Annotated in this window: 11 protein-coding genes; 3 read left to right on the top strand and 8 right to left on the bottom strand. The window is 47.7% G+C overall.

Features of this window, described 5'->3' with window-relative positions; genetic code table 11:
- From ACTHSP_RS13130 to ACTHSP_RS13120, 3 genes are all read right to left on the bottom strand, one after another.
- A partial coding sequence (locus tag ACTHSP_RS13130) for a TolC family protein (RefSeq protein WP_440346245.1) occupies positions 1-857 on the bottom strand: 857 nt, incomplete at its 3' end.
- A gap of 63 nt (positions 858-920) precedes the next feature.
- Complete coding sequence (locus tag ACTHSP_RS13125; protein WP_314460018.1) at positions 921-2,858, bottom strand: MacB family efflux pump subunit; 1,938 nt, start codon at positions 2,856-2,858, stop codon at positions 921-923.
- An 81-nt stretch (positions 2,859-2,939) separates the two neighbouring features.
- Entirely contained in the window at positions 2,940-4,121 is a 1,182-nt protein-coding gene (locus ACTHSP_RS13120; RefSeq protein ID WP_314512664.1) for an efflux RND transporter periplasmic adaptor subunit, read from the bottom strand.
- A gap of 288 nt (positions 4,122-4,409) precedes the next feature.
- Here ACTHSP_RS13120 and ACTHSP_RS13115 point away from each other — a divergent pair, with 288 nt between their 5' ends.
- On the top strand, positions 4,410-4,832 hold the full coding sequence (locus ACTHSP_RS13115) for a type IV pilin protein (protein WP_314512662.1): 423 nt from the start codon (positions 4,410-4,412) through the stop codon (positions 4,830-4,832).
- Positions 4,833-4,949: 117 nt separating this feature from the next.
- Here ACTHSP_RS13115 and nusB read toward each other — a convergent pair whose 3' ends face one another.
- The 3 genes from nusB to ACTHSP_RS13100 form a co-directional block, all read right to left on the bottom strand.
- Positions 4,950-5,378, bottom strand: a complete 429-nt coding sequence (nusB, locus tag ACTHSP_RS13110; RefSeq protein WP_049350952.1) for a transcription antitermination factor NusB — start codon at positions 5,376-5,378, stop codon at positions 4,950-4,952.
- Between the two features lie 121 nt (positions 5,379-5,499).
- The gene (gene ribH, locus ACTHSP_RS13105) at positions 5,500-5,979 is read right to left on the bottom strand and encodes a 6,7-dimethyl-8-ribityllumazine synthase (protein ID WP_036493252.1); all 480 of its coding nucleotides are present in this window, start codon (positions 5,977-5,979) and stop codon (positions 5,500-5,502) included.
- Between the two features lie 93 nt (positions 5,980-6,072).
- Entirely contained in the window at positions 6,073-6,396 is a 324-nt protein-coding gene (locus ACTHSP_RS13100; RefSeq protein WP_003748560.1) for a DUF2185 domain-containing protein, read from the bottom strand.
- A gap of 254 nt (positions 6,397-6,650) precedes the next feature.
- Between ACTHSP_RS13100 and rnc the strand changes: the two genes are divergently transcribed.
- Positions 6,651-7,370: a ribonuclease III gene (gene rnc, locus ACTHSP_RS13095; RefSeq protein ID WP_003683027.1), complete on the top strand. Its 720-nt coding sequence runs from the start codon at positions 6,651-6,653 to the stop codon at positions 7,368-7,370.
- A gap of 64 nt (positions 7,371-7,434) precedes the next feature.
- The gene (gene era, locus ACTHSP_RS13090; RefSeq protein WP_036493257.1) at positions 7,435-8,364 is read left to right on the top strand and encodes a GTPase Era; all 930 of its coding nucleotides are present in this window, start codon (positions 7,435-7,437) and stop codon (positions 8,362-8,364) included.
- Between the two features lie 57 nt (positions 8,365-8,421).
- Here era and coaBC read toward each other — a convergent pair whose 3' ends face one another.
- A complete protein-coding gene (coaBC, locus tag ACTHSP_RS13085; RefSeq protein ID WP_440346244.1) occupies positions 8,422-9,600 on the bottom strand; it encodes a bifunctional phosphopantothenoylcysteine decarboxylase/phosphopantothenate--cysteine ligase CoaBC in 1,179 nt (392 codons plus the stop codon).
- Between the two features lie 44 nt (positions 9,601-9,644).
- Positions 9,645-10,874, bottom strand: coding sequence for a hypothetical protein (locus tag ACTHSP_RS13080; protein ID WP_314512656.1), 1,230 nt, complete (start codon positions 10,872-10,874; stop codon positions 9,645-9,647).
- Between the last annotated feature and the right edge of the window lie 320 nt (positions 10,875-11,194).

The raw sequence follows: 11,194 nt of genomic DNA, 5'->3' as shown, positions 1-11,194 counted from the left end.
GCGCGCAGGTCGGGGCGGTTGGCCAAAACGGTAATCGGTACGTCCAAGTTCACGCCTTTGACAGGCAACAGGCGGAACTGTGCCGGATCGGCGGCCATGTTTTCAGACGGCCTTAAATTCAACAAATTACGCAAGACCTGTTTTTGCGTATCCAAATTGTTTTGCAAAGACAACAGGCTGTTTTCCGCACTCAGCAATGACTGTTTGGCTTGGGTCGGCTGGCTGGAGTCGGCCCGGCCGTAGCGGAACTTAGCATTCGCAATGCGGTTGATTTCCTGATATTGCTTCAGCGATTTTTGCGCCAACTCGATGGCTTCGTTCAGATAGGCGATATTGAAATACGCATCGGCGACATTATTAATCAAAGTCAGGCGTGTGTTGGCCATGTCTTCATGCGTGGCTTGGTATTCCCATACCTGCGCATCGGCAGTGGCACTGAGTTTGCGCCACAAATCCAATTCGTAGCTCAAACCAAGCTGGCTGCTGAAGGTATTGCCGTGGCTGCCGGTTTTCAGGTTTTTAGAAGCATTCGCGCCCAACGAGCCGCTGAACGAAGGCACCAAATCCGCACCCAAAATATTGGCTTGATACAAAGCTTTGTTGACGCTGATGGCCGCCTGTTTCAAATCGACATTATTCGCCAGCGCCTGCTCCATCAGCGCGTTGAGCTGCGGGCTTTGGTAGATTTCCCACCAGTTGCCGTTTACATCGTAGCGTTCGGCAGTTTCGGCCGCGCTCATGACTTGGCCGGTTGCTGCCAGCGTCAGGTTCGGATTGGCTTTAGGTGCGGCGCACGCACTTAGGGCAAGGGCAACAGCCAATGATAAGGCTGCTTGGGAAAAAGGTTTCATCTTCATAAAAAATCTTTCGGGTAACAGCATTTCAGACGGCCCTAAAATAATAGACCGTCTGAAACATAATCAATCCTGAGCCAGCGCATCAATCGGGTTGAGCTTGGAAGCCTTGTTGGCAGGCATAAAGCCGAATGCGACGCCGATGGCGGTGGAGCAGACAACTGCGCCGATGACGGAAGTCATGGAAATGCTCATCGGGAAGTCGGTGACAAAGTAGTTGAACACCAGGCTGATGCTTGCAGACAACAATACGCCTGATAGGCCGCCGATGATACAAATTAAGACGGCCTCAATCAGAAACTGTTGCAAAATATTGTTGCGGCGTGCGCCGATTGCCATGCGGACGCCGATTTCTTTGGTGCGCTCGGTAACGGAGACCAGCATGATGTTCATCACGCCGATACCGCCGACCACCAAAGAGATGACCGCGATGGAAGAAATCAGCAGCGTCATGGTGCCGGTCGTGCTTTCAACCATTTCTTTGATGCTGTCGCTGTTGTTCATAAAGAAGTCTTCTGTACCGTGGCGTGCTTTCAGCAGCTCGGTCAGGCTTTTTTCGGCAACCTGTGTGTTGGCATCGTCTTTGATTTTGACAACAATGGAGTTGGTATGGCTCTCACCGGTAATTTGGTGCATGACCGTTGTATAAGGTGACCAAAGCATCAGCGAGTCGGAATTACCAAACGAGTTGTCATCCTTTTTCATAATGCCGATGACGGTTAGCGGACGTTTTTTGAAAAGGATGGTTTTGCCTAAAGGATTGACACCTTCGCCGAAGAGTTTGGTTTTGGTGTTTTGGTCGATAACGACGACTTGGGCATCGGTTTTTACATCGTCATCATCAAACAGACGGCCTTCTTCCAATTTCAAACCGCGCACGTCGAAATATTGTTCGCCTACGCCGTAAAGTGAGGCGGTCAGGTCGGTGTTGCGGTAGGTTAAGGTGCCGCTGGAGTTGGTTTGAGGGGTGGCAGAGGCGACGTAGCTTTGTTGGCTGATGGCTTTTGCGTCATTAATCGTCAGTGTCTTGATTCGTCCGCTGCGGCGGTCACCAAAACCACGGCCGGGGAAGATACTGATGGTGTTTGTGCCCATCGAGTTGATGTCTTCCAAGATTTTTTGTTGCGAGCCATTACCCAAGGCCACTACCGATACCACCGAAGCAATACCGATGATAATCCCCAGCATGGTCAGCAGCGAACGCATTTTGTGCGCCATAATCGCCTGTACCGACATTTTGAATGCTTCCATAAATTGATCGTAATAAAACGACCAGGAAGCTTTTTCTTTAATCCTCTCCACTTTGCTTGGCGGAATATCGGGATTTTTAGACGTATCCGAAATAATCTGACCGTCGCGGATTTCGATGACGCGGTTTGCGTTTGCCGCAATGCCCGGATCGTGGGTAACCATAATCACGGTATGCCCGTCTTCGTGCAGCTTGTGGATGATTTCCATCACGTTTTTACCGCTAGCGGTATCCAATGCGCCGGTCGGCTCATCGGCAAAGATGATTTCGCCGCCGTTCATCAACGCGCGGGCAATCGAAACGCGTTGTTGCTGACCGCCGGAAAGTTCGCTGGGTTTGTTGCCTTCTTTATTTTGCAAGCCCAAATCGCCCAACAGTTTTTCCGCACGTTCCGCGCGCTCTTTGCTGTCCATGCCCATATACACGGCAGGCAGGGCGACGTTGTCCCGGGCGGTCAACGAGCTTAACAGGTTGTAACGCTGGAAAATAAAGCCGAAACGCTCACGGCGCAAAGCCGCCAGCTCATCCGGCTGCATTTGCGATGTTTCGATGCCGTCGATTTGATAAGAGCCGGAAGTGGCGGTATCCAGACAGCCCAAGATATTCATCAGCGTCGATTTGCCCGAGCCGGATTGGCCGATAATCGCCACAAAGTCGCCTTTCTCAATAGAAAGGCTGACATCTTTCAATACGTGCACACGGTTTTCACCGCTACCGAAAAAACGGTTGATATTCTTACATTCGATTAAACTCATAATCTTTCCGGGCGAAAAATAGAAATACAGGAACTAAGGCCGTCTGAAGCACAGACACACCTTTCAGACGGCCTTAATCAATCAGCGAGGAGGGCCGCCACCCATCATCGCGCGTTCGCTGCTCTTATTCTTTTCATCTGCGCTCATTTCAGAAACGATCACTTTTTCGCCTTCTTTCAAGCCGCTTTTGATTTCGGTATTCATGCTGTCTTTCAAGCCGACGGTCACTTCGCGTTCTACCGCTTTATTGTCTGCGCCCAAAATGCTGACATAGGATTTGCCGTTATGCTTTTTCACGGTCAGCGTCGGTACCAGTAAAACATTCTTCACACCGTTGATTTCGATCGTGTTTTGAGTGGTCATGCCGATAGAAAGTTTGCCTTCGGGATTCGGTACAAGTGCGCGGGCATAGTAGTAAATTGCATTGGAAGTCGTGTCCGTGCTGCTGGTGTAGTTGCCCAAAGACATGGTGGTCAGGCCGGGGTCGACGCTGTCCAATTTCGCTTTAATCGGGGTGTCCGGTTCGGACAAAATGGTGAACGAAATATCCTGACCGGCTTTGACTTTCGTGATGTCGCCTTCGGCAATCTGCATTTTGTTTAACATGGTTTCCAGATTGGCCAGCTGGATAATGGTCGGCGTAGATTGCGCCGCATTGACAGATTGGCCTTCTTCAACAGGAATGGCGACCACGGTGCCGTCCATGGTGGCGGTAATCCGCGTGTGGCCCAGTTCGGATTCAGCTGTATTAATCGAGATTTTTGATTGTTTGATGGAGGCCTTCAGTTCGGCGACATTCGCTTTAGCTGCGGCTAAAGAGTCTTGTGCAGATTCCAAGTCTTCCTTGGAAGTTGCCTGTTCTTTCCATAAGGCAAGTTCGCGTTTATATTTTTTCTCCGCACTGGAAAGCGCGATTTCGGCAGAAACCAATTTTGCCTGATAGGTTTCCAGTTTGGATTTTTCGGTATTTAAGGTATTGATCTGATTGGTTGAGTCGATTTCCGCAATCAGATCGCCTTTTTTCACTTGTTGGCCCAGTTTCACATACAGTTTTTTAATCTGACCTGAAGCTTCCGCGCCTACGGATACCAAATTGGAAGGTGAGATTTCGCCGGTTGCCGACACGGTTTGACGGATATCGCCGCGTTTGACCACTTCCGTAATAAAAGAAGACTGAGGCTCAGGCTTCATCAAAGACCAGCCGCCGAAAGCCGCTGCTACTACAACAGCCGTACCGGCCGCCCACTTGAAAACTTTAGACATATAAAAGGAACCAATTCAATAAAATAACGTTGCAGACAAGCAATAAATGTATGTTGGAGACAAAAAAACAACTGGATTTTACTGTAAAGACCAAGGCCAACCAAGAGACAGTCGGCTTAAATTGAAGTTTAACTTATTGAAATAAAAAATAAAAGGATGAAAATATTTTTCAGAACTTGTACCTCGTTTACATAAATTCCCAAACTTCCTCCGAATCTGAACATTTAAGCCGCAAGAAAACGACTATAATATTCATGTCTCATTCCAATTATTCACGACACAAATAAAATGAAACACCAACAAGGCTTCACGCTTATCGAGCTGCTGATAGTCGTTTTGATTGCAGCCATTCTCGCTACCATTGCATATCCGTCTTATCAAAACTACATCCGCCAAACGCGCCTTGCCGCCGTCCGCACACAGATGCTGCATAATGCCCAACAACTTGAACGCTACTATACTCAAAAAAGTACTTTTAAGGATTTTCCTGCCGAAAATTTGCAGCAAAATCAATATTTCGATATTAGTTTTTCCGAAGGTGCGGCTTCTATGCCTAATCCTTCCGATTCAGGTTATATTTTGAAGGCTGTACCCAATAAAGAAACCAATGCCGATGAAACTTGTACCGTTTTTTACAACGACAGCGGTATCATCTGGGCAAGCAGCGACAAGCAAAACTGTCCCGGTTATGAAATGCCAAAATCAGAATAAATCGAAGTATAAAAGGCCGTCTGAATTTCAGACGGCCTTTTTGATGGTTTGGCTGTATAAGCACATTAGCCTAAACAGGGTAAAGATCGGTAATCTCGACCTGATGTGAAGCCCAGCTTAGCCTTTGCGGCGCGGTTCGTCAGGGCGGATGCGTGAAGCCAGTTGGTCGAGGATGCCGTTGACGAATTTATGGCCATCGGTGCCGCCGAAAGTTTTGGTAACTTCGATGGCTTCATTGATGATGACGGGGTATGGGGTTTCAGGCATGGTGCTCAGCTCATGGCAGGCAACCAGCAAAACGGCGCGTTCGATAGGGCTGAGGTCTTTTTCGTCGCGGTCGAGCAGGGGGCTGATTTTTTCCATGTATTCTTCGGCATGGGTTTGTGCGCCGAAAAACAATTTGTTGAACAGTTCTTCATCCATATTGGATGTTTGGGACAGTTCGTGGATGTTTTTGGCAATTTCGGGAGCGGCGGTTTTGTTGATGCCTGCTTGATAAATAGCTTGTACGGCAAGCTCGCGTGCGCGGCGGCGTGGGCTTTTCATGGGTATTCCTTGTGAAGAGAGTGCCGATGGTTGTCGGCTGAATATTGAATGATTCAGACGGCCTCAATGTCATGATTGAGAGGCCGTCTGAAAATATGCGGTATTCAATACGGGGAGAAGCTTATTCTTCGTCGTCTTCGTATTGTTCTGACAAAAGATGGTTGACCAAGTTGGCACATTCTACGGCAACTTTGGCGGCATCGGAGGCTTTTTCTTCGATACGCGCAACGGCTTGTTCGTCGTTTTCAGTCGTCAGGATGGCGTTGGCGATAGGGATGTTGTAGTCGAGGGCAACGCGGCTGACACCTGCGCCGGACTCATTAGATACCAATTCAAAGTGGTAGGTTTCTCCACGAATGACAACGCCGATGGCAATCAGGGCATCGAATTGTTCGGATGAAGCGAGGTTCATCAGCGCGATAGGCACTTCAAGCGCGCCAGGGACGGTGGCAAGCGTGATGTTGTCTTCGGATACGCCCAATTCTTTCAAGGTGCGGCAGCATACTTTGACCATTTCGCTGCCGATTTCGTTGGTGAAGCGGGCTTGAACGATGCCGATGCGCAGGTTGGTGCCATCGAGGCGTGGTTCGATAATGTTCATGATGATTCCTTCAGTATTTGTGAAATAGGGATTCGGCTCGGTTTCAGACGGCCTTGTTATAAAGTAGGTCGTCTGAAACGAAATAGGGATGGGTTATTCTTGCGGCTGCCAATCGGCAACGGCTTGGAACTCGCCGTCTTCGTTCAATTCCCACGCGCTGCCTTCTGCTTGAGTCAGCAGGGGCGCGATGTCGGGATTGTCTGCGGTAATGGCAGAGAGGCTGACAATGCTGAAATTGTCGGGATTGTCGGTGTATTCGTCGGTTTCGTCGCCGCTGAAAATACGCCAGCCGCTGTCGTTTTCAAATACGGGGGCTTCGCGGTAGAGGAAGCCGACGGGCTCGCCTTGTTCGGCGACGGTGTTGGTGACGATGCAGCGGTCGAGCGCTGCGGCCAATGCTTGGGCAAATTTGTTCATGAGGTTGACAAAGAGATGATTTGGCATGATTTTACACGATTCGCCGCTTTTCCGCACGGATGTGTGCAGGGGCGGTTTGATGGTACAATGTCGGCAAGTGCCGTCAGGTTTGAACATGACGGCTTTTGATTGTTTATTGGCTTGAGGGACGCAAGAAACAATGAGCCAAAATAAAAAAGTTGCCGGTGTAGCCTTTTTATTTTGTTTCACTGCGGATGAGGCGTGTTTTCCGGCTGTTTTTTTGAAAGTATGGAATGAAACCTGATTTGCTCAAACAGCAGGCGCATCGAGCGATTCAAAAGCGTCTGGGCTATGAGTTCCGCAATATGGAGCTGCTTCAGCAGGCTTTGACCCACCGCAGCTATAATGCCAAACACAATGAGCGTTTTGAATTTGTCGGCGATTCGATTTTGAACTATTCCGTGGCACGGATGTTGTTTGACGCGTTTCCGAAATTGTCGGAAGGCGAGTTGTCGCGGATGCGCGCGGCTTTGGTAAATGAAGGCGTATTGGCTGAAATTGCGTTGGAAATGAATGTCGGCGACGGTTTGTATTTGGGTGCCGGCGAGTTGAAGAGCGGCGGTTTCAGACGGCCTTCGATTTTAGCAGACGCAATGGAGGCGATGTTTGCGGCGGTCAGCTTTGATGCTGATTTTTCTGCGGCGGAAAAAGTGGTTCGCCATTTGTTTGCGGAACGCGTGAAACGTGCGGATTTGAATATCGGCAAGAAAGACAGTAAAACCGCTTTGCAGGAAGCCTTGCAGGCACGCCGCTTTGCCCTGCCAAAATACCGAATCGAAGAGCAGGCGGAGCAGACGGCTGATGCGATGTTTGTGATTTCCTGTGATTTGGGCGAACTCGGTTTCATCTGCAATGCACGCGGCAGCAGTCGAAAAGTGGCCGAGCAAAAAGCGGCATGTGAAGCCTTAGAATGGTTGGAACAGAAGTTTCCTTTGAAAAAAGCTAAAAAATAATACTTCAGACGGCCTTTGAGAAAATGCAAAGGCCGTCTGAAACAATAAAGAAAGTCATATATAAATGGATATCGAAACCTTTTTGCAAAACGAGTCACAACACCCGACGGATTATCGTTGCGGCTTTGTGGCCATCGTGGGTCGTCCTAATGTCGGCAAATCCACGCTGATGAACCATTTAATCGGTCAGAAAATCAGTATTACCAGTAAAAAAGCACAAACCACGCGCAACCGTGTCACCGGTATTTACACCGACGATACGGCGCAATTTGTGTTTGTCGATACGCCGGGTTTTCAAACCAATCACCGCAATGCCTTGAATGACCGTCTTAATCAAAACGTAACCGAAGCGTTGAGCGGCGTGGATGTGGTGGTTTTTGTGGTGGAAGCCATGCGCTTTACCGATGCCGACCGCGTGGTGTTGAAGCAGTTGCCTAAGCATACGCCTGTGGTATTGGTAGTCAATAAAATCGATAAAGATAAAGCCAAAGATAAATTTGCGCTTGAAGCTTTTATCAATGAAGTACGCCAAGAGTTTGAATTTGCTGCCAGCGAGGCAGTCAGCGCGAAACATGGCCTGCGTATTGCCAATCTGCTGGAATTGCTCAAGCCTTATCTGCCGGAAAGTATCCCGATGTATCCGGAAGATATGGTGACGGACAAATCCAGCCGATTCCTGGCGATGGAAATTGTGCGCGAAAAATTGTTCCGCTATTTGGGCGAAGAGTTGCCGTATGCGATGAATGTTGAAGTGGAGCAGTTTGAGGAAGAGGAAAGCGGACTGTTCCGCATTTATATCGCGGTGTTGGTCGATAAAGACAGCCAAAAGGCGATTTTGATTGGCAAGGGTGGGGAGAAATTGAAGAAAATTTCTACTGAAGCCCGCCTTGATATGGAAAAATTGTTTGATACCAAAGTCTTCTTGAAGATTTGGGTGAAAGTGAAATCCGGTTGGGCAGACGATATTCGTTTCCTACGCGAATTGGGTTTGTGATTTAATGTGTTTAAACAAAAGGCCGTCTGAAAAATTCTCAGACGGCCTTTTGTTTGATTAAGCCAATAATTCAGCTAGGCGTTTGACGATTTCATCTGCTGCTTGGCGTTTCGATGTTTCCGGAAATGAGGTTTCAGCAAGGTCATCAATAATGGTGATTTGATTGGTTGGCTTACCCATGGAAACGGAAACTTGGTTAGCCACCAGCATCGGTACGTTTTTGCGCAAACGTTTTGCACGAGCAAATTCCAAGACCTGATGGCTTTCCGCTGCAAAGCCGACGCAGAATGGTGGAGAAGGCAGGGCGGCAACGGAGGCGAGAATGTCCGTATTTTCTGTCAGTTCGATAACTGGGGGCTGATTGCCGTTTTTCTTCAGTTTCTCGTTGCTGCTGTTTTTGACTTTATAGTCTGCAACGGCTGCAACGGAAATAAAGACATCCTGCTCATGGATATGGCGGCGAACTGCCTGATACATGGCTTCTGCGCTGACAGCCTGTTCAGAATGAGTTAAGCCTGCGGGCAAGGCCGTCTGAATTTGACCGTAAATCAGCGTGACTTTCGCTCCGGCAGCACGGCACGCACGCGCTAAAGCCATGCCCATTTGTCCGCTGGAAATATTGGTAATGCCGCGGACAGGATCGATGGCTTCAAATGTTGCGCCAGCTGTAATCAGAACTTTTTTGCCGCTCAATAGCTTGGGTGTCCATAAATCCTCTAACAAATCTGCCAGATCGACCGCTTCGACCATTCTGCCTGTACCTGTTTCGCCGCAAGCCTGTTCGCCGCTGTTTGGGTAAAGCACGGTAATGCCGTCTGAAACCAGCTGCTCAATATTGCGCAGGTTGGCAGGGTTGCTCCACATTTCAACATTCATTGCAGGCGCAACGGCCAAAGGGCATTTCCTGGCTGCTACCAAGTTGGTCAGTAGATTATCAGCCAATCCGTTGGCAATTTTGGCAATCGTATTGGCAGTTGCAGGCGCAATAAGAAATGCGTCGGCTTCTCGCGTCAGATTGATGTGCGCCATGCCATTATTGGAGGCACCTGAATAGGTATCCGATAAAACAGGATTGCCGGTTAAAGCTTGGAAAGTCAGCGGGGAGATAAATTCTGTCGCAGAATCCGTCATCACCACTGATACAGAATGTCCTTGCTTTTTCAGCAGTCTGACCAGTTCACAAGATTTATACGCCGCAATACCGCCGGTAATGCCGAGGAGAATGTGTTTGCTCATAAATAACGGGTTCATTAAATGAGATATATAGGAATCAAATCAAATTAGATTTGTTCGATGTTGATTCTGGCTAGTTTTGCTTTAATCGCATTACCATATCTCTTTGGTAAGAATGCTGAAACCGCTCCGTTTTTCACTTCAGTCACATAACTGCAGACTTTAAATTCAGGAACAACATTGAGCGAGTAGTCCGGATTGACCAAAGGCGAAGCACTGGAGTACAGCGTCCATCTTGCCAGACTGCCGTCTTCATAATCAGTCGTTGCGTTAAAGCTGGTGACTCCTTCGCTGAAAGCGATTTGATAATTAGAGTAGAACTCGCCGGGAATTTCGTGTGCATTACAGAAATCAAATAATCTGTCATGTGCAAACAGATTCTGACGGATATAGGCCCACAATTCTTTTTCTAGAAAATCTTGGTCGGCAAAATGTCTGGAAGGATAGCCCTCATCGACAAAGTTCTGAATTCTTTCCTGCATATCTGGGACTGCACCCGCTTTAGCGCCCCACATGCCCGCAAGAATCAGGGCAGTATGCGAGCCTGAGTCGCGAATAGTGTGGAATAGGGTGCCACTTTTTATCCATTCGGATACGGCTGCAGCATCACGATAGCAAATAATAGAATCTGCATCACGGAAAATAACGTATTCAACCTCGGGATCATTGATGGCAAGAAAGCGCCACATCGTACCCGGCCAGTTGTCCAACGGTGCGCCAACCTTAATCACTTCGGCACCGTTATTTCTAAATCGTTGAATATCTTCAGCTGATACAGAATCGTCGACATAAAAACGACATGTCCAACCGGGGAAAAGCACAGGCGCAAGCTGGGTATTTAATACGGCAGGCTCAATATATTTAGAATTATTGCCAAATAAAGAAAAGGAGATAATCCGTTTGCCGTTTTTTGGAGCTGGTGTTGGAATGATTTCATGTTCTAGGTCTGGGATGGCTTTATCTTTTAGAACCAAAGCCTGATGACCGTAAAACCCGGTTTTTTCCCAGTTATCTAGAGCGCCGTAAGCATGTGCAAGTAAATCCAAAGCAGGGATATAGGCGCTATCCAGCTCCAATGTTTTCATTTCGGACTCAATGGCTTTTTCCCATTTCAATTGCTTTAGATAGGCATAAGCAACTTTATGATGAAATTCGACAGATTGGGGGTTGAGAAGACAAAGAATTTCGGCACGTTTAAGGGCTTCCTCGTAATTTTCCTCTTCGATGAAAGAGTGATATGCTTGTTCAAATTTTTGTTGAATCTTTTCGTTACTCATAATAGGCACTATTCTAAAATTTATGATTGTTTTATTGGAGAAAGTAGAGATTGTAAGAGTAGATAGGGCTAAAGCGCCAGTAATATAGAGGTGTAGAGTGGTTGAATGTGGCAAATAAGAGCAAAGCCGCAGGACTATTTATCTATAGAATATCTGTTTTATCTATCGAATGATAAAATCCAATAAATTTTAAATTATTTAAATACAGATAGTTGTGAAAAAATTTTAATTTTTTTGAAATTGGGTGTTGACTGGTTTTGTTGGTAGGCGTATAGTTCGGTTCTTCGCTGCTGACGCGGTGAAGAAAACGAAGCAGACAG

It is taken from the genome of Neisseria sp. P0001.S005 (genome assembly GCF_051963715.1).
Note: the sequence above shows the minus strand (reverse complement) of the source record. Positions and strands in the feature narration are given on the sequence as shown.

What these genes read in the sequence shown, in the direction of transcription:
- ACTHSP_RS13125 (WP_314460018.1), bottom strand. Translation starts at nt 2,858, where the DNA reads ATGAGTTTAATCGAATGTAAGAATATCAACCGTTTTTTCGGTAGCGGT.
- ACTHSP_RS13120 (WP_314512664.1), bottom strand. Translation starts at nt 4,121, where the DNA reads ATGTCTAAAGTTTTCAAGTGGGCGGCCGGTACGGCTGTTGTAGTAGCA.
- ACTHSP_RS13115 (WP_314512662.1), top strand. Translation starts at nt 4,410, where the DNA reads ATGAAACACCAACAAGGCTTCACGCTTATCGAGCTGCTGATAGTCGTT.
- nusB (WP_049350952.1), bottom strand. Translation starts at nt 5,378, where the DNA reads ATGAAAAGCCCACGCCGCCGCGCACGCGAGCTTGCCGTACAAGCTATT.
- ribH (WP_036493252.1), bottom strand. Translation starts at nt 5,979, where the DNA reads ATGAACATTATCGAACCACGCCTCGATGGCACCAACCTGCGCATCGGC.
- ACTHSP_RS13100 (WP_003748560.1), bottom strand. Translation starts at nt 6,396, where the DNA reads ATGAACAAATTTGCCCAAGCATTGGCCGCAGCGCTCGACCGCTGCATC.
- rnc (WP_003683027.1), top strand. Translation starts at nt 6,651, where the DNA reads ATGAAACCTGATTTGCTCAAACAGCAGGCGCATCGAGCGATTCAAAAG.
- era (WP_036493257.1), top strand. Translation starts at nt 7,435, where the DNA reads ATGGATATCGAAACCTTTTTGCAAAACGAGTCACAACACCCGACGGAT.
- coaBC (WP_440346244.1), bottom strand. Translation starts at nt 9,600, where the DNA reads ATGAGCAAACACATTCTCCTCGGCATTACCGGCGGTATTGCGGCGTAT.
- ACTHSP_RS13080 (WP_314512656.1), bottom strand. Translation starts at nt 10,874, where the DNA reads ATGAGTAACGAAAAGATTCAACAAAAATTTGAACAAGCATATCACTCT.